General features: G+C 74.4%; 13 protein-coding genes. 6 read left to right on the forward strand and 7 right to left on the reverse strand.

What is annotated here, in order from left to right; all coding sequences use genetic code 11:
- Positions 1-56 precede the first annotated feature (56 nt).
- The 6 genes from ACFW3D_RS10370 to ACFW3D_RS10395 form a co-directional block, all read right to left on the reverse strand.
- Positions 57-2,483 (reverse strand): SpoIIE family protein phosphatase, encoded by a 2,427-nt coding sequence (locus ACFW3D_RS10370; protein ID WP_500503483.1) that lies wholly within the window; start codon positions 2,481-2,483, stop codon positions 57-59.
- A gap of 117 nt (positions 2,484-2,600) precedes the next feature.
- Positions 2,601-3,125 carry a GerMN domain-containing protein gene (locus tag ACFW3D_RS10375; protein ID WP_500503485.1) on the reverse strand — a complete coding sequence of 175 codons (525 nt, stop codon included), beginning with the start codon at positions 3,123-3,125 and terminating at the stop codon, positions 2,601-2,603.
- Positions 3,122-4,591 (reverse strand): ATP-binding protein, encoded by a 1,470-nt coding sequence (locus ACFW3D_RS10380; RefSeq protein ID WP_500503487.1) that lies wholly within the window; start codon positions 4,589-4,591, stop codon positions 3,122-3,124. Before ACFW3D_RS10380 ends, ACFW3D_RS10375 begins: the two co-directional genes overlap by 4 nt.
- A 7-nt stretch (positions 4,592-4,598) precedes the next feature.
- Positions 4,599-5,279: a response regulator gene (locus tag ACFW3D_RS10385; RefSeq protein ID WP_375816525.1), complete on the reverse strand. Its 681-nt coding sequence runs from the start codon at positions 5,277-5,279 to the stop codon at positions 4,599-4,601.
- A 17-nt stretch (positions 5,280-5,296) separates the two neighbouring features.
- Complete coding sequence (murJ, locus tag ACFW3D_RS10390; protein ID WP_500503489.1) at positions 5,297-7,012, reverse strand: murein biosynthesis integral membrane protein MurJ; 1,716 nt, start codon at positions 7,010-7,012, stop codon at positions 5,297-5,299.
- Entirely contained in the window at positions 7,009-8,205 is a 1,197-nt protein-coding gene (locus ACFW3D_RS10395; protein WP_500503491.1) for a lipid II:glycine glycyltransferase FemX, read from the reverse strand. Before ACFW3D_RS10395 ends, murJ begins: the two co-directional genes overlap by 4 nt.
- A 212-nt stretch (positions 8,206-8,417) precedes the next feature.
- On the opposite strand from ACFW3D_RS10395, the gene ACFW3D_RS10400 reads away from it, so the two are divergent.
- Together ACFW3D_RS10400 and ACFW3D_RS10405 are read left to right on the forward strand one after the other, a co-directional pair.
- Positions 8,418-9,632 carry a L,D-transpeptidase gene (locus ACFW3D_RS10400; protein WP_500503494.1) on the forward strand — a complete coding sequence of 405 codons (1,215 nt, stop codon included), beginning with the start codon at positions 8,418-8,420 and terminating at the stop codon, positions 9,630-9,632.
- Positions 9,633-9,948: 316 nt separating this feature from the next.
- The gene (locus ACFW3D_RS10405; protein ID WP_500503496.1) at positions 9,949-10,881 is read left to right on the forward strand and encodes an SDR family NAD(P)-dependent oxidoreductase; all 933 of its coding nucleotides are present in this window, start codon (positions 9,949-9,951) and stop codon (positions 10,879-10,881) included.
- A 37-nt stretch (positions 10,882-10,918) separates the two neighbouring features.
- Here ACFW3D_RS10405 and ACFW3D_RS10410 read toward each other — a convergent pair whose 3' ends face one another.
- Positions 10,919-11,884 (reverse strand): DUF1152 domain-containing protein, encoded by a 966-nt coding sequence (locus ACFW3D_RS10410; RefSeq protein WP_500503498.1) that lies wholly within the window; start codon positions 11,882-11,884, stop codon positions 10,919-10,921.
- A 114-nt stretch (positions 11,885-11,998) separates the two neighbouring features.
- On the opposite strand from ACFW3D_RS10410, the gene ACFW3D_RS10415 reads away from it, so the two are divergent.
- From ACFW3D_RS10415 to ACFW3D_RS10430, 4 genes are all read left to right on the forward strand, one after another.
- A complete protein-coding gene (locus tag ACFW3D_RS10415; protein ID WP_500503500.1) occupies positions 11,999-12,859 on the forward strand; it encodes an alpha/beta fold hydrolase in 861 nt (286 codons plus the stop codon).
- A 300-nt stretch (positions 12,860-13,159) separates the two neighbouring features.
- Positions 13,160-14,845, forward strand: coding sequence for an LCP family protein (locus ACFW3D_RS10420; protein ID WP_500503503.1), 1,686 nt, complete (start codon positions 13,160-13,162; stop codon positions 14,843-14,845).
- Between the two features lie 102 nt (positions 14,846-14,947).
- On the forward strand, positions 14,948-15,358 hold the full coding sequence (locus ACFW3D_RS10425; protein WP_500503505.1) for an ester cyclase: 411 nt from the start codon (positions 14,948-14,950) through the stop codon (positions 15,356-15,358).
- A 188-nt stretch (positions 15,359-15,546) separates the two neighbouring features.
- Positions 15,547-18,711: hypothetical protein (locus tag ACFW3D_RS10430; protein WP_500503507.1), on the forward strand; the 3,165-nt coding region annotated here is incomplete at its 3' end.

An 18,711-nucleotide genomic window follows, 5' to 3' on the forward strand; every position in this document is an offset into this window, starting at 1 on the left:
TTCCCTTCCTCGTCCGCCGTCCCCGGGGGCCGGTCGTCCCCGGGCGCCGTCCGCCCTCAGCCCCCGGCCAGGACGACCTCCGCCCAGATCGTCTTGCCCTCCTGGGTGTGACGGGTGCCCCAGCGTTCGGTGACCTGCGCCACCAGCAGCAGTCCGCGGCCGCCCTCGTCGAAGACCCGGGCCCGGCGCAGGTGGGGCGCGGTGCCGCTGCCGTCGGAGACCTCGACGATGAGGGTGGAGTTGTGGATGACGCGCAGCCCGATGGGCGGGGTTCCGTACCGGATGGCGTTGGTGACGAGTTCGCTGACCACCAGCTCGACGGTGTACGTCATGTCCTCCATCCCCCACTCCGCCAGCCGGCGGGTGACCTCGGCGCGGATCCCGGCCACCGCCGCGGGCTCGGCCGGTACGTCCCAGTCGACGACCTGGGACGCGTCCAGCACCTTGGTACGGGCCACGACCAGGGCGACGTCGTCGTCCGGGGGGTCGGGGACGAGGGCCACCAGGTTCTCGCAGACGGACTCCAGGGAGCGGTCGGGCCGGGTGAGCGCCCGGCGCAGCACCGCCATGCCGGTGTCGACGTCCCGGTCGTCGGTGGCGATCAGGCCGTTGGTGTAGAGCACCAGGAGGCTGTCCGGGTCGAGTTCGCACTCGATGGTCTCGAAGGGGAGCCCGCCCAGTCCGAGCGGTGGTCCGGGCGGCAGGTCGAGGAACTGCGCGACGCCGTCCGGCGAGGTCAGCACCGGTGGGGGGTGGCCCGCGCTGGCGGCGGTGCACAGCCGGGAGACCGGGTCGTAGACCAGGTACAGGCAGGTGGCGACGAGGTCGGTGACGACGTTCTCGCCGTCGGTCCCGGTGTCCTCCTCCCCAGCGAGGTGGACGACGAGGTCGTCGAGGTGGACGAGCAGTTCGTCGGGCGGCAGGTCGACGTCGGCGAGGGTGCGCACGGCCGTCCGCAGCCGTCCCATGGTGGCGGAGGCGCGCAGCCCGTGGCCGACCACGTCGCCCGAGACCAGCGCGACCCGTGCCCCGGACAGCGGGATCACGTCGAACCAGTCGCCGCCCACGCCGGCGCCGCTGCCCGCGGGCAGGTAGCGCGAGGCGACCTCCACCGCCTCCTGCCGGCCGAGCCGCTGCGGCAGCAGGCTGCGCTGGAGGGCCAGGGCGGTGGCCCGTTCGCGGGTGTAGCGGCGGGCGTTGTCGACGGCGACGGCGGCCCGGGCGCCGATCTCCTCGGCGACCTGCAGGTCGTCCTCGTCGAAGGGGTCGGGTCTGCGGTGCCGGGCGAGCACGGCGACGCCCAGCGTGATGCCGCGGGCCCGCAGCGGGATGACCATCACCGAGTGGATGCCGTGCAGGCGCAGCATCGCGGCCCGTCCCGGGTCGCCCGCGGCCCAGCCGTCGATGGCGCGGTCCACGGTGCCGTGCAGCGAGGCGCGGCCGGTGACGAGGGAGCGGGTGGGCGGGGAGTCCTCCGGGTAGTGGTCCAGGTCCCCGGTCGCGGTCACCGACTCGGGCAGGCCGGGAAGGACGGACTGCTGGGCGGCGCGGCGCAGGGCGACCCCGCGGTCCCCGGGCCTGGGTTCCACCCCGCGGAACAGCGGGTCGAGCAGGTCGACGGTGGCGAAGTCGGCGAGGTTGCCCACCACGACGTCGGCCATCTCCTGGGCGGTGCGGCCCACGTCCAGCGTGCTGCCGATGCGGGTGCTGACCTCGTTGAGCAGGGCGAGCCGCTCCCGTGCCAGGTACTGCTCGGTGGTGTCGACGGCGGTGAGCTGGACCCGGGGGGTGCTCCGCAGCCGATCGGTGAGCGGGGAGAGCGTGATCGTCCAGGTGCGCGGCACCGGTGCCGCCCGTGAGCGGATGCGCAGGTGCAGGTCGTGGGACTCACCGCTGGCCAGGACGTACCGGACGCCCTCCTCGACGGCCTCCCCCGCACTGCCGGCCAGGAACTCCGAGGGGCGTCTGCCCCGCATCTGCTCCTCGGTGCGTCCGGCCTCGCGCTGCATGCCCCTGCTGGTGCGCAGGGTCCGCAGCTCGTTGTCGAAGATCGCCATGGGCAGGGTGGACTGGTCGAAGGCCTCCTCGACCACGCTGTCCACCGCTCCCCAGTGCCGCCGGTCCACGGGGGAGACGACGATGAGCCGCTGCGGCCGGCCGTAGCCGTCCAGCGACGGGTAGACCCGCACGGACACGTCCACGTGGCGCCCGTCCCTGCGGCGCAGCACCGACCTGCCGCCCCAGCCGAAGGGCATCGCGAGGAACCACTCGGTGGAGCGAGCGGCGTCCGAACCGAGCAGCCGGCTGGCGGGCTGCCCCACGACCTCGTCGTGTCCGTACCCCAGCAGCCGCTCGGCCTCGCTGCTCCAGCCCGTGACCACGCCGTGGGCGTCGATGACGGCCGTGGCCGGAACGGTCGGATCGGGCCGGGGAGGGAGGCCGCCGTCGAAGTCGTCGTCGAGGCTGGAATCTCGCATCGCCATCCGTCGCCGTTCTCGCCCGCCGTCCTCTTCCGGCCCCCTCCAGGACGCGGCTGCCTGGGCCCTCCTCCGTTTCTACCGCTCCTGGCGCGTGCCCGCAGGTCGGCGCCGCTCGAGGTGTCAGCCCGAGGACGCGCGGGGCAGGGAGCCGCCGCAGCGGGCGGCCGGGAGGGCGCCGTCGCTGCCGGCGAGGACGATCGTGCCGGAGTCCTCGCGGCGCTCGGCGTAGGCGGCGGTGCAGACCAGCTGGCGCACGGCGTCCTCCTTCAGCGACCGCACCGGGAACGGCAGCGTGACGCGGACGGTGTCGCCGGACGACGCGACGTCCACCGGCCCGGTGGCGGCCGGCAGTCCGCTGTGGAGTCCTGCCGCCCGTTCCTGGGGCTCCGGCCCGTCCAGCAGCACGGTGACGACCTTGGCGGTGGGCACAGGCGGCTCCTGCGCGTCGTCGCGGGTCCCGCGCAGGACGGGGGTGAGCCGGCCCTCGGGGGAGAGGAAGAAGAGCGTCAGCCGGTTCGCCGTCCCGGGGAAAGCGTCGACGGTGGCCGGGCCGCCCGCCTCGACGACCCCGGAGCCGGGGACCCCGCAGCCGGCCAGCAGGGCCGCCGCGGCGCAGACGAGGGCCGGGACGGACCGGCGTCTCACGGCGCCGCCTCCCCGGCCGGACGGGCGGTGCCCAGCGGCATCCGCACGGTGAGGACGGCGCCGCCGTGCGGGCCGTTGGCGGCGCGGACCGTGCCGCCGTGCAGCCGGACGTTCTCCAGGGCGATCGCCAGGCCCAGGCCGCTGCCCGCGGAGCGGGTGCGGGCCGCGTCGGCCTTGTAGAAGCGGTCGAAGATGTGCGGCAGGACGTCCGGGGCGATGCCGGGGCCGCTGTCGGTGACCTCGAGGGCGAACCGGGCGGGCCCGCCGTCGGACGGCTCGGTGTGCAGCCGTACCAGGACGGGGACGCCGCCGTGGCGCAGCGCGTTCCCGACGAGGTTGGCGACCACGACGTCGAAGCGCCGGGGGTCGAGCCGGGCCCGGATGCCCGGGGGCAGTTCGGTGGCGACCTGGGCGGGGTCCGTCCAGTGCCGGTTCGCCAGGGTCCTGCGGACGGTCTCGGCGACGTCGACCTCGTCGGCGTTGAGCTCGGCGGCCTTCGCGTCGAAGCGGGAGATCTCGATCAGGTCGTCGACCAGGACGGCGAGCTTGCCGGACTCGGCGCTGATCAGCCGGACGGCGGCCGCGGTGTCCGGGGCGAGCCGCGCGGCGTCCTCGTCGAGCACCTCGGTGACCGCGAGCATCCCGGCCAGCGGGGTGCGCAGTTCGTGCGAGACGTCGGAGGCGAAACGGCGGGCCCGTGCCTCGGCGCGGCGCAACTCCGTCACCGATCTCTCCAGTTGCAGCGCGGACTCGTTGAAGGTGTGCGCGAGGTCGGCGATTTCGTCGCTGCCCTTGACGGGGATGCGGGTGTCGAGTTCCCCGCGGCCCATGCGCTGTGCCGCCGTGCGCAGGTCGCGGACCGGGCGGAGCACGCTGCGGGCGGCGAGCAGGGCCGGGACGAGGGCGACGGCCAGCGCGGGCAGGGCCCCGTCGCGGGCGGCGGTGAGCAGTGCCCGGATGTCGTCCTCCTCCGTGCCCAGCGGCATCACGGCGTAGAGCACCAGCCCGGTGGGCCGGGCGGACAGCCCGGTCTTGAAGACGGTCGGCACGGCCATGGTCAGCCAGGGGCTGCCGTCCTTGACGACGCGCTGGAAGACGCCCCGGGGATTGGCCAGCGCGGCGCGGCGCAGCTCGGGCGTGATGACGGTGGAGACGGGGCTGGTGCCGGAGGAGACCCGCAGCGAGCCGTACTCGGCGAACACCACCCAGGTGCGCGGCTTGCCCTTGCGGGCGATGTCGCGCAGCACCTCCTGGAGGGCCGGCCGGTCCATCGGGAGCGTGGTGCCGACGGTGCCCGCCTGCTCGCGGAAGGAGGCGACGGCGGTGTCCTGGACCTGTTCGAGGAGGGCGTTGCGGGCCTCGCGGTACGTGAGCGCGGCGGTGGTGCCCGCGCTGACGGCCGCGACGAGCAGGAACGCCAGCACGAGCCGGGTGCGCAGCCCGATCCGGGCCCTCCAGCGGATCACCGGCGGCTCACAGCGGCCCGAAGCGGTAGCCGAAGCCGCGCAGCGTCTGTATGTAGCGGGGACTGCCGGGCACGTCCTCGATCTTGTTGCGCAGCCGCCGGACGCACGCGTCGACCAGCCGGGCGTCCGCGTGGTAGCTGTGCTCCCACACGTGCTCCAGCAACTGCTGCCGGCTGAAGACCTGTTCGGGCGCGGCGGAGAGGAAGAGCAGCAGCTTCAGCTCGGAGGGCGCGAGGGCCAGCCGCTGCCCGGACTTGGCGACGCCGAGCCCGGCGCGGTCGACGGCGAGGTCGCCGTGGAACTCGACGGCCGGCCGGCCCCCGGGCTCCTCGATGCGGCGCAGCACGGCCCGGATGCGGGCCTCGATCACCTCGGTGCGGGCGGGTTTGACGATGTAGTCGTCGGCCCCGGCCTCCAGCCCGACGACGACGTCGAAGTCGTCGCCGCGGGCGGTGAGCATGATGATCGGCAGCTGGCTCGTCTCGCGCACCTGGCGGCAGACCTGGACGCCGTTCATGCCGGGCAGCATGAGGTCCAGCAGCAGCAGATCGGGCTGGAACTCGCCCAGTGCGGTGAGCCCGGCCTCGCCGGTCGCGGCCGTCCGTACCTCGTGACCGCGGCGGCGCAGACCCAGTTCGACACCTTCGCGCACGGAAGGGTCGTCTTCGATCAGCAGTACGCGTGGCATGAGCGGAGTATCGCAACTCATCCTGCACCGCGCCGCAGTTTGCCGAGCACGGCCCGCCGGGCGGCCTCGACCTCGGTCAGCCGCAGGGGGCGGGCAGCGGCGGCGAAGACCAGCACCACGACGGCCGCCCCGGCCACCGCGGCGGCGAGCGGCCCGAGCGGCGCGGCGCGGTCCGCCGTCAGCCGGCCCAGCGCGGTGGCGGGCACCGCGGTGAGCAGCAGCCGGGCCAGCGCGCCCGCGGTCGGCGACCGCCACGGCCGTGGGCCGCCGTCCGGCGCCGCCAGCCTGCGGTCCAGCACGCGCGCGGTGAGCGCCCATCCCGCGAAGAGCGCCACCGAGTACGCCGCCGCCATGCCGGTGACCGCCCAGCGTGCGGGCAGCAGCAGGTAGGCGGTGACGGACAGGCCCGCGTTGAGCCCGGAGATCACCAGGTTGAGGAGGAAGGGGGTACGGGTGTCACCGAGCGCGTAGAAGGTGCGCGACAGCACGTACTGCCCGGAGAAGGCGACGAGGCCGGGGGCGAAGGCCACCAGCGCGTTCGCCATGACCGCGACATCGGCGGCGTCGGTCCTGCCGTGCTCGAAGACCAGCGCCATCGCCGGCCCGGCGAGCGCCAGCAGGGCGCACGCGGCGGGCACCACCAGCGCGGAGCTGCTGCGCAGCGCGTACGCGACGTCGCGGCGCACCCGCGCGGGGTCGCCGTCGGCCGCCGCCGCGCTCATCCGCGGCAGCAGGGCGGTGACCAGCGACACCGTCACGATGCCGTGCGGCACGGCCCACAGCAGGTAGGCGTTGTTGTACGCGGTGAACCCGGCGCCGCCGTCGGTGCCGAGCGCCGCGGCGCGCCGGCCCGCGGACGTGGCGAGCCGGGTCACCACCCAGTAGGCGACCTGGTTGGTGAGCACCAGCAGCACCAGCCACCCGGCGGAGCGCAGCGGCCGCGCCAGCCCGCTGCCCCGCCAGTCGAACCGGGGCCGCCAGCGGAAGCGCGCCGCCCGCAGCGACGGCACCAGCGCCAGCGCCTGCACCGCGATGCCGGCCGTCGTGCCCCAGCCGAGCAGCGCGGTCTCGCCCGGGGTCAGCCCGCCGCCGGTGCCCGCCGTGGCCAGGTAGAGGCCGAAGACGGCGATGACGACGAGGTTGTTGAGGACGGGTGTCCACATCATCGCGCCGAACCTGCCGCGGGCGTTGAGCACTTGGCCGAGCAGCGTGAACAGGCCGAGGAAGAGGATCTGCGGCAGGCAGGAACGCGCGAAGGCCACCGTCGTCGCCGCCTGCGCCCCGGTGTAGCCGGTGTACGCGGCCACGATCGCGGGCGCCGCGAGGACGGCCGCCGTCGTCATCAGCAGCAGTGCGACGGTGCACACGGTCAGCAGCCGATCGGTGTAGGCGGCGCCGCCGTCCTCGTGCTCCTTGGCCGCCCTGACCAGTTCGGGGACGAACACCGCGTTGAGGGCGCCGCCGAGCAGCAGCATGTAGACGATCGTGGGCACCGAGTTGCCGACCGAGTAGCCGTCGGCGGTCAGGCCGACGCCCAGCGCCGCGGCGACGGTCGCGGACCGTGCGAAGCCGGTCGCGCGGGAGACCACCGAGCCCGCCGCCATGAGGGCGCCGCTGCGCAGCACCGAGCCGGTGCCGGGGGCCCCGGCCGCGGCGGCCGTTTCTTCGGCCGTTCCTTCGGCCGTCGCTTCGGCCGTCGCGTCGGCCGGGCGGGCCGCAGAGGGCGCGCTCACCGGCGCGCCATGTAGACCTGGAAGGCCCGGTAGAGCGTGTGGTTGGCGGTGCCGTCCAAGGCCGTCTCCCATTCCCCCAGCGTCTCGACGACCTGCCCGCCGGTGCCGAGCTTCCAGCGCGTGAGGCCGAACGCCCGGTCCTCCGGGTCGAGAGTGGAGGGTACCCCTCGCATGTCGTACTCCAGTGCGCCCAGTTCGTGGGCGTCCCGGAGCATCCGCCACTGCAGGGCGTTGGAAGGGCGGACCTCGCGGCGGTGGTCCGCCGAGGCGCCGGTCTGGTACCAGACCCGCCGGCCCACCGTGATCATGGTGTGGGCGGCGAGCACCTCGTCCTCATGGCGGGCCAGGTAGAGCTTCATCCGGCCCGGCTGCTCGGCGTTGAGGGCCGCGTACTGCCGCTGGTAGTACTCCAGCGAGCGGCCCAGCCGGAAGCCGTCGCGCTCCTCGGTGATCCGCAGCAGCCGGAAGAACTCGGGGAGGTCGGCCGCGCCGCCCACGGTCACCTCGACGCCCGACCTCCGCGCCCGCCGTATGTTGCGGCGCCACTCCTGGTTGAGCCCCGACCACAGGTCGTCGGTGGAACGGCCGGCCAGCGGGACCCGGAAGACGTGGCGTGGCTGGGCGTCCGCGTCCGCGCCGCCGTCCGGGCCGTCGCCGCCGCAGCGCCGCCAGCCGCGGGCCCGCAGCCGCTCGGCCACGACCGTGCCGAGCGGGTCGACCTCGCAGGCCAGGACGTCCGGCAGGCGCCGGCCGAGCCCGGTCGCGGCCTTCAGGGCCGCGGCGTCCCAGCGGCGGTGGACGGGCGAGGGGCCGATGCGTACGGCGAAGGCGCCGAGACCGCGCAGGTGGCGCAGGAGAGGCGTCAGCCAGGCGTCGATGTCCGGGTCGGCCCAGTCGGCGACCGGCCCCTCGGGCAGGTAGGCGAAGGACTTCCGCGTCCCGGGGAACTGCCGCAGCAGCACCAGCGCGACCCCGCGCAGTTCACCGGGCCCCGCGCTGCCCCCTGGGCCCCAGCCGAGCAACCGGGCCCGCCATCCCGGCTTCACCAGCGCCCACGACGGGCACTGGAGGAAGCCGGGACCGAGCGCCGAGCCGGTCCGGGACGCCAGGAACGAGCGGTACGTCTCCGCGCTGACCGGTCCGAGCCAGGCCTGCCGGGGGCCGCAGCCCGCCGTCACGAGCAGTGCCGACACTGCGCCTCCCTGGAGTGTGGTCGGTGGGAACACCGGAAGGCTCACAGCCCTTCGTGACCGCTCCGAGCGGCGAATGTGACCGGACCATGACCGTTTCTTCCCAGCTGCCGTCATACGGCTCGCGGGCGCTCCAACAGGGCTTCCGGCGGCCTAGAGTCCCCGAAGTCCGGCCGTTTCCCGGCCACTCTCCCCGTCCTTCCCGGAGGTCTCCGTTGTCCCGGAAACGTGTGGGCCCGATACGCCGGCCCCGACCGCGAACCGCCGCCGTGGCGGCCGCCGCCGCACTGTCCGCCGTGCTCACCGCCTGCTCGGGCAGCGCCCCGGCCGTGACGCACGCGGCCGGCGGCACGGAGCAGAAGAAGGAACGGCCGGCGACCGTCACCGTCACCCCGCACGGCGGCCGGGTACGGGCCGGCGAGCCCGTCCGGGTCACCGCGCAGGGCGGCACCCTCACGGCGGTCACCGTCGCCGGGCCGCACGGCAAGGGGCTGAGCGGCACCCTGTCCTCGGACCGCCGCACCTGGACCTCGGACCGCAACGTCGTGCCCGGCGCCTCCTACACCGTCGAGGCCGGGACCCGCACCCCGGGCGGCACGACCGGCAAGAGCGAGTCCAGCTTCAGCACGGCGGCCGCGGGAAAGGTCAACAAGGTGGACTGGCGGCCCGGCGACGGCGCCACGGTCGGCGTCGCCCAGCCGATCTCCCTCGTCTTCGACCATCCGGTGACCGACAAGGCCGCCGTCGAGAAGCAGCTGAAGGTGACCACCTCCGACGGCACCGAGGGCTCCTGGGGCTGGCTGACCGACTACTCCGGCCGGGACCGGGTCGACTGGCGGCCCAGGGAGTACTGGCGGCCGGGCACCCGGGTCACCCTGGACGCCCGCCTGGACGGCACCGACTCCGGCCGGGGCGGCTGGTTCGTCCGCGACTACCGGGCCTCCTTCACCGTCGGCGCACGGCAGGTCGTCAAGGTCGACCTCGACCGCAAGCGGCTCACCCTGCAGCGCGACGGCCGGACGGTGCGCACGCTCCCGGTCTCCGGCGGCACCCCCGGCCCGGACACCGGTTCGTGGCGCGGCACGGCGGTGGTGCTGGCGAAGGAGGGCACGGTCCGGATGAACTCCGAGACCGTCGGCCTCGGCGACGCCTACGACGAGACGGTCCACGACTCGATCCGGCTGACCTGGTCCGGGATGTACGCGCACGCGGCGCCCTGGAACGCGGCGTTCTTCGGCCGGGCCAACCGCAGCCACGGCTGCGTCGGGATGAGCGACGCCGACGCGGACTGGCTGTATTCCCAGGTCCGGGTCGGCGACCCCTTCGAGATCAAGGGGTCCGAGGCCAAGGGCACGGTCGCGCCGAACAACGGCTTCGGCGACTGGAACGTGAGCTGGGACCGGTGGCAGGAGAAGAGCGCGCTGCGCTGAGGCCGCTGGGGCCTGTCGTCAAATTCCCGCCCCCACGCCGCTCCCCCAGCTCCGCTGGGAGGTGCCCCCAGGCACGGCGCCTCCCATCGTCCGAGGAGCCCACTACGAGGACGACTCTCCGCCTTGCGATGCACCGCACCAGACAACGTGGGGCCCGCCCTCCGGGCGGTGGGGGTCCCTCCCAGCGGTAGCTGGGGGAGTCAATTCGACGACAGGCCCTGGGGCGCCGCGGACGGCCGGCGGTGGTTGTCTGGAAGGGGTGGCACCACCGCCGGCAGGGGTGGCGTCCCCGCACCGCCGAGAGGAAGGCAGCGCCATGACCGGCTCCGGCGAGTTCACCGCACAGTCCACCGCCGCCGAGGTCGCCGACGGCATCGACCTCACCGGCCGCCGCGCCGTCGTCACCGGTGCGGCTTCCGGCATCGGCCTGGAGACCGCCCGTGCGCTGGCCGGTGCCGGCGCGGAGGTGACCCTCGCGGTGCGGGACACCGCGGCCGGCGAGCGGGCCGCCGCGGACATCGCGGCCGGAGGAGGGCGGGTGCTGGTCGCCCCGCTCGACCTCGCGGACCAGCGCTCCGTGGCGGCCTTCACCGCCGCCTGGCACGGCCCCCTGCACGTCCTCGTCAACAACGCCGGGGTCATGATGACCCCCGAGACGCGCACGCCCGAGGGCTGGGAGCTGCAGTTCGCGACCAACCACCTCGGGCACTTCGCGCTCACCACCCGCCTGCACGCGGCCCTCGCCGCCGCGGGCCGCGCCCGCGTGGTGTCCCTCAGTTCGGTCGCCCACCTGCGCAGCCCGGTGCACTTCGAGGACGTGCACTTCCGTGACCGCCCGTACGACGCGGGCCTCGCGTACGCCCAGTCCAAGACCGCCAACGTCCTGTTCGCGGTGGAGGCCGGCCGGCGCTGGGCCGCCGACGGCGTGACCGTCAACGCCGTCCACCCGGGGGCGGTCCTGGGCACCAACCTGTCACGGCACCTCACCCGCGAGGCCCTGGACGCCGCGGCCGCGTCCGGCGGCCACACCTTCAAGACCCCGCAGCAGGGGGCCGCCACGGTCGTGTGGGTCGCCACCGCGCCCGGGCTGGAGTGCGTCGCGGGCCGCTACTTCGAGGACTGCGCCGAGGCCCACCGCCACATCCCCGGGACCTCCGGCGGTGTCGCCGACCACGCGCTGGACCCGGACGCGGCCGCGCTGCTCTGGCGGATGTCGCTGGACACCCTCGCGGCGGGCGTGCGCGGCTGACGACCGGCGGCGTGGGCGGGGCCGGCGGGGCCGGCGGTCAGTGCGGGAAGGTCCGCGGCGGCCGCTGGCGCGGCAGTTCGTCGCGGAACTCCTCGACGACGGAGCTGATCTGCCGGGTGAGCTGGGTCCGTTCCAGCCGGTCGAGGTAGAGGTTGCGGGCGGCCAGGCCCACCGCGTCCACGCAGAAGTACATCGCCATCAGCGGGTTGACGAACAGTTCGCTGTGCCTGGTGCGTTCCGTGAAGCGCACGTTCCCGAAGTCGCCGCGCACCGCGGCCGCGACCGAGCCGTGCACGATGCTCGGGTGCTCCGGGGTCGCCTCCTGGGCGTGCGCGACCGCGTCGAGGTAGAGCCGGCCCTCGCGGCTGTCGCGCGGCAGCGAGAACGCGCCGAGGTACGCCCCGTCCCGCTCCAGGGCGGCCAGGTTCTCCAGCACCAGCGAGTGGTTCACCCCGTGGTACGCGTCGACGCCGAAGCCGAGGCAGGCCACCAGCCGCTGCGGGACGCCGGTGAGCCCGCGCACCGCGGCGAGGCTGGCCATGTCCTCCTCCGGGGTGCCGAGTCCGCTCTCGTCGCCGCGCATGAGGATGTCGGTGCCGCCGTCCACCAGCACGATCGCGTCGACCCCGCCGAGGTGGCCGATCAGCGCCCGGTACGCGTCCCGCAGGGGTGCGACGCCCGTGCGGGACAGCGCGTACACGGTCGAGGGCAGGTTCTGCGACTCCAGCCAGCGGGCCAGGGTCCGCTCCGGGAAGTAGTCGCCGCGGGCGGCCGTCGAGGGACGTACGGCGGCGACGTCGTGGTCCAGCCACACGTCGAGGTCCAGGCCGTACAGGTCGGCGAAGGAGAGGTTGGCGAGGTGGACCTCCTTGCCCGCCTCGCGCAGCGCCAGCGCGATCGGCAGCCCGGCGTAGACGTCGAAGCCGCCGCCGGCCCCGGCGACGAGGATCCGCCGTGCGTCGCGCAGGCGGGTGAACAGGGCGGGTTCGAGGAGGGAGAACACCGGGGGACGGTAACAGCGGGCGGCAGACCCCGGCAGCGGATTTCCGCGCCCGTGCCGGTCGTTGGCGGGCCCGCTCCCGGTCGGGTGTCGGTGCCCGCGCCTAGACTCGGCCGGATGGTGACGGAGACGGATATCGCACTCGCCGACGGGCGGACGCTGCACGTGTACGACACCGGGCCGGGCGGCCGGGAGGACGGCGCCGGACCGGCCGTCCTGTGGCACCACGGCACGCCCAACATCGGCACTCCTCCCGAGCCGCTCTTCGCGGCCGCGGCCGAGCGCGGCGTCCGCTGGGTCGGCTACGACCGCCCGGGGTACGGCGGTTCGACGCCCCGTCCGGGCCGGGACGTCGCCTCGGCGGCCGCTGACGCGGCGGCCGTGGCCGACGCGCTGGGCATCGGCCGCTTCGCGGTCATGGGCCACTCCGGCGGCGGCCCGCACGCGCTGGCCTGCGCGGCCCTGCTGCCGGACCGGGTCCTGGCGGTGGTCTGCGGGGCCGGCCTGGCGCCGTTCGGCGCGGAGGGGCTCGACTGGTTCGCCGGAATGGGGCCCTCCGGCGCGGCGGAGCTCGGCGCGGCGGTCCGGGGGCGGGCGGCGCTTCAGGAGCGGCTGGCCTCCGACGACTTCGACCCCGAACTCTTCACGCCTGAGGACCACGCCGCGCTGGCGGGCGCGTGGGGGTGGCTGGGCGACGTCGCGGGCAAGGGGGCCGAGACCGACCAGGGCGGCATGGTCGACGACGACCTCGCCTATGTGGCGCCGTGGGGCTTCGACCCGGCCGGCGTCGCCGCGCCCGTCCTGGTCCTGCACGGCGGGGCGGACCGCATCGTGCCCGCCGCGCACGGCGTGTGGCTCTCCCGGCGGTGCCCGGACGCGGAGCTGTGGCTGCGGCCCGGCGAGGGGCACATCTCGGTCCTCGGCTCCGCCGTGGACGCGCTCGACTGGCTCGTCGGGCAGGCCGCCCGGCAGGGCTGACCGCTCTCCGGCGCCGTCCACAGCCTGTGGACGGCGCCGGAGCGGTACGGGTGGGCGGCTCGTGGGCGACGATCGCGACCGGACGGCACGTGACGGCAGCGCGTCGGCCCGCCGCGGGGATCCCGCATCTTTCTCCCTCCTGTACGGGAGTTGACGCGTCGAGGACAACCATGTGCCGTATTCGGATGTCTGAACGGTTGCCCCGGGCCGGCCGCGGGGCGGATCCAGCACCACACAGGCGACGACCCGGTGCCCCGCGGGGGGCGGCGCCCCGGGCGCGGACGGAGGACCCGTACGACCGTGGACAGGCACGACGGCAGTGACATCGACCCCGCGGACCAGTGGGTCCTCGACCCGGAGACCGGCTCCTACCGGCTGCGACTCGACTCCGACGCCCCTCCGGCCCCTACGGTGCCCCGCCAGGGCGGGCGGCGGGCGCGCCGCGAGGAGCAGCGGCCCGTCCCGGCCCCCGCCCCCGCGCCGGGCGGCCGCCGCCGCGCCGGGGCCCCGGCGTCCCGCAAGGCGAAGCGGTCCACGAAGCGGAGGGTCCTGATGTGGACCGCGGGCACGCTCGGGTTCGTGCTGCTCGCGGGCAGCACCGGTGCCTGGCTCCTGTACCGGCATCTCGACGGCAACATCGCCACCGTCGACGTCGGCACGGCGGGCAGCAAGCAGGTGACCAGCAAGGACGCGGTGAACATCCTGGTCATAGGCACCGACAGCCGCAAAGGCCTGGGCGCGAAGTACGGAGATTCCGGCAGTGTCGGCCACGCGGACACCACGATCCTCTTCCACGTGGCGAAGGACCGGTCCAACGCGACCGCCATGAGCATCCCGCGCGACATGGTCACCGGCATACCGGACTGCCCGACCAAGCAGAAGGACGGCTCCACCAAGACGATCCCCGGGACACCGCAGGGGCGGTTCGGCCCGCGCTTCAACGAGAGCCTCGGCCAGGCGGGCCGCGACCCGGGCTGCACCATGCGGACCGTCACCAAGATCACGGGTGTCCCCGTCGACCACTTCGTCCTGGTCAACTTCGAGGCCGTGAAGACCCTGTCCACGGCGGTCGGCGGGGTGCCGATCTGCCTCACCCACCCCATCAAGGACACGACCCCCGAGGGCGAGGGCTCCCATCTGGACCTGCCCGCCGGACCGAACAAGGTCCAGGGCGAGCAGGCGCTGGCCTTCGTCAGGACCCGCCACTCGCTCAAGAACGGCAGCGACCTGGACCGGATCGACCTGCAGAAGCAGTTCCTCGGCTCGATGATCCGGCAGATGAAGTCCGGTGACACCCTCACCGACCCCACGAAGCTCTTCAAGCTGGCGAACGCGGCCACCAAGTCGCTCACGGTCGACACCGGCATCGGCGGCGTCGCGAAGCTCACCGACCTCGCCAAGGACCTGAGCCGGGTCGATCCCGAGCACATCACCTTCACGACGCTCCCGGTCGTCGACAACCCGGCCGAGGGCACAAAGCACGCGACGGTCGTCGTGGACGACACGAGGGCGCCCGCGCTCTTCAAGGCGATCAAGAACGACGCCTCGCTGACCAAGGCGAAGAAGAAGCCCGCGGCCGCCGACTCCAAGCTCCGCGGTGCCAAGGCGGATCCGTCGCAGGTCCGGGTGCTCATCCACAACGGCGGCGGCCCCCAGGGCGCGGCGCAGGACACCCTGGAGTGGCTGCAGAACACCAAGGGCGTCGCGCACTCCACCAACGGCGGCAACGCCCCCGGCGGGAAGCAGGACCGTACGACCCTGGAGTACGCGCCCGACCAGGCCGACCAGGCCCGGGCCCTGGCCGCGATGATGGGACTGCCCGCCACCGCCCTCCGCCCCGGCACGGCGGACGCCGGACCCGGCGCGGACATGACCCTCACCCTCGGCGGCGACTACCGGGGCGCCGGGACCCCGCTCGCCGACCCGGACCGCCTGCCGGACGACATCCCGCAGTCGCGCGCCGACAAGGGGGAATGCGTCGGCTGAGCCGCCACGGCCCCGGCGGGCCGCTTCGCCGCGCCGCGCCTACGGTGGGAAGGAGGAAGGGGCGCCCCGGGCGCCCGAGATCGCGACCGCAAGGAGCGCGGCATGTCCCGCAGCGACAACCTCTCCGTCCTGGAGGGCTTCGGTACGGCGGTGAACAGCGGCCACCTCGACGAGATCGGCGAGTACGTCGCGACCGGCTCGGTGGACCACGACCCCGCCCCGGGCCAGGGCCCGGGGCCGGAGGGGTACGAGGAGATGTTCGGCGAGATGCGGCGGGCCTTCCCCGACCTGCACGTCGAGGTCGAGCACGTCATGGCCACCGACGACGAGATCGCCTTCGCGTACACCATCACCGGCACGCACCTCGGCGAACTGATGGGCCACGCCCCGACGGGGCGCACCGTCAGCTACCGGGGCATGCAGATCAGCCGGTTCGAGGACGGGAAGATGGCCGAGCGCTGGGGGAGCAGCGACCAGCTCGGCATGCTGCGCCAGCTCGGCCTCACCCCCTGACCCCTCCGTAGGTCGGAGGCCGGACCCTCCGGAAGCCGTGGTGGCTCGGGCCGGGCGACAAACCCCTTGCCCCGCCGTGGAACGTCCGTGCGATCATCAGCTCGCCTCTTGGCATGCCCATCGTGCGAAGCCGTCGCGTACGGACCGACGCACCCAGGCGTCACTTCACCGCTTCCGGGGGGAACGGAATGCCTCACCACCCGCGTACCGCCGCGAGACCCGCGCCGTACGCCGCTCTCCTTCTCATGCTGTCGGTCCTGCTGGCGGCCCTGCTCCCGGCCGGCTCCGGGGTGGCGTACGCGGACACCGCGGAGGACGGCGGGGACTGCGCCGTCCTCCCGCTCGCCCCCTTCGGAGACCCGGGACAGGCCGTCGGCACGGCGACCGTCGCCGCGGACGGCATCGTCTGCTACACCTTCACCGCGGAGCGGGCGGGGTTGCACCGCGTGCTGGTCCACGACGCCCACAGCAGCACCCACGCCCAGGTCTACGACGGTGCCGACGCGCTGGACTGCTACGACGCCGCCTGGAGCAGCCCGGGCTGGTGCGAACTGCCCCGTGCGGGCGCCTACACGCTGAAGGTCGTCAACAACGGCTGGGACACGGAGGCGTTCAGCGTCGCCGTCGTCCCCCTCGCCACGACCGCGAACTGCGAGCCCGAGACCGGCACCTCGTGGGACACCCCCGCGGTGGACGTGTCCGTGCCCGGCCCGATGGGCCTGGTGTGCGTGCCGTTCGCCGGGACCGCAGGTGAGCGCGTCCTGCTCTACGCCGACGGCACCCAACTGGGCGCCGGAGCCACGTCCTGGATCACGGACGCGACGGGGGCGCGCATCTGCCCGCACTTCAACGAGGACGACAGCGTCGGTTGCGTGCTGCCCGGCGACGGCCCCTACCGTGTCCTGACCTGGGTCACCAATGACGAGGACGCGCCCGCCGCCCACACCGTGGCCGTCCGCCGGCTGTCCGACCCGGCCGGGTGCACGAGCGTCCCGGTGAACGGGTTCGACTCCGCGCCCACGGCCGCGGCGCCGGGTGCCGAGTGCAAGACCTTCACCGCGCCCGCCGCCGGACGCTACGACGTGTACCGGGTCGACTCCGGCGCCCATTCCCCGAGCGAGGTCTACGACCGGGCCGGGAGAACCGTCTGCCGGCCGTGGCAGCATCCGTGCTCCCTGCCCGCCGCCGGCGACTACACCGTGCTCACCGACCGCGCGACGCTCGTCATCGACCGCACCTCCACGGCCGGTTGCGTGGCCGCCGGACCGGGCACGTCCCACGGCACCCTCGACGAGACCGGCGAGGTCGACTGCCTGACGCTGCCGCTGCCCCAGGGTGCCCGGATGGCGGCGCTGCAGCCGCTGGGCGGCGTCTCGGGCCCGCGCACCGACGTCTCGGTGATCGACGGCGACGGTGCCACGCGATGCGACTGGACAACGCTCACCACCGGCACCTGCGCGCTCACCGGCACCGCGCCGTTCCGCGCCCTGATCTCCAGCGACGACCAGGTCGGGGGGACCGGTCCCTACGACGTCGCCTTCTACCGGACGGACTCCACGAGCGGCTGCCAGGTCCTCCCGGCGGGCGACTTCACCGCCACGAGCGCCTCGGCACGGTTCACCACCGGTGACGGGGCCTTCTCCCACTGCCTGACCGTCCCGGCTGGCGACCACAGCGCGGTGGAGACCCTGCAACTGCGGGCGGACGCCGGGACCACGTCCACCGCCCGGTTCACCGTCGTCGACGGGAGCGGCAAGCAGGCCTGTTCCGCCTCGGCCACGCTGTTCACCTGGACGGCCTGCTTCCTCACCCCGGGAGCCGCGCACACTGTCCTGGTCACCGGCCGCGACACCGCGGGCGCGTACACCCTCGCCCGCCGCGACGTCACCGCGACCGCGAGGGGCTGCGCCGCCACCCCGGCGACCGCGGTGGGGGGTCCGTCCACGGGCGGCGCGCTGGGCGCACCGGGCGAGTTGCTCTGCCGGCGGGTGACCACGTCCGATGCCGCGGACGTCCTGCACCTCAGCGTCCGCGATGCGCTCGGCACCGCGAACAGCTACGTCTTCGACGCCGACGGCACGTCCGTGTGCGCCCGCCCCAACTCGTCCTGCGCGGTATCCGGTTCGACCGGCTACCAGGTCCTGGTCACCGTCCCGACCAGCCTGAAGGCCGCCGCCGACTACCGTTTCGACGCCCTGCGCATCGCCACGGCCGCGGGTCCGGCCGCGGAGTGCACGAAGGTCCCGAACATCAGTTACGGCTACGGCCCGATGACCGGCACCCTCGACGAGCAGCACACCGCCGTCTGCGCGTCCCTGCCCACCGCCTACAGCGACGTCTTCCGGGTCCCCGTCACCGACACGGACGGCGCCGCCGAGACCGCGGTACCCGCGCTGTACGACAAGAGCCGCGACAACGGCTGCACCCGGTACACCGACGGGTACGAGTGCTCGATCTACGAGCCGTACACGGGCGCGGCCCCGAGCGTCTTCGTCCTGGGCCTCCCGGAGCGGGCCTCGCACACCTCCTACCGCGCCGAACTGGTCTGCAGGTCCACGCGCTGCGGTACGGAGACGGTCGGCGTCACCGGGGTCGCCCCGGCCACCGGCGCCAGTGGCGGGAGGACCACGGTCACCGTGACGGGCACGGCCCTGCACGCGGAGGACAAGGTCCGGATCAGCCGGTCCTTCGGAAGCGTGAAGATCGAGTCCACCACCGTCTCGGTGTCGGCCGACCGCAAGACGCTGACGGCCGTCCTCGACCTCACCGGGGCGGCTCCCGGTGACTGGAACCTCAGCGTCATCACGCACAACAACGTGGAGTACCTGCGGAGTGGCTTCACCGTCACCCCGCCGGCCCCTCCGGTCAACACCGCGGCCCCTTCGGTGAAGGGTGCCGTGCGGGTCGGGGAGAAGCTCACGGCGGCCCCCGGCGCGTGGTCCCCCTCCCCTGACGCGTACGCGTACCAGTGGAGGGCCGACGGGAAGGCGGTCTCCGGGGCCACCGGGTCCGCGTACACGGTGCCGGCGTCGCTGCTGGGGAAGAAGCTCTCCCTGACGGTGACGGCCCGTCGCACCGGTCTTCCCGACGGGACCGTGACGACGTCCGCGGTCACGGTCGCCAAGGGGGCCGCCCCGAAGGCCACCACGCGACCGGCGGTCAAGGGCGTGGTGCGGGTCGGCGTCCGGCTCACCGCGGCTCCCGGCGTCTGGTCGCCGGGGCCGACCTCGTACGCGTACCAGTGGAGGGCCGACGGGAAGGCGGTCTCCGGGGCCACCGGGTCCGCGTACACGGTGCCGGCGTCGCTGCTGGGGAAGAAGCTCTCCCTGACGGTGACGGCCCGTCGCACCGGC

Source organism: Streptomyces sp. NPDC058864 (assembly GCF_042742985.1).
GTDB lineage: Bacteria > Actinomycetota > Actinomycetes > Streptomycetales > Streptomycetaceae > Actinacidiphila.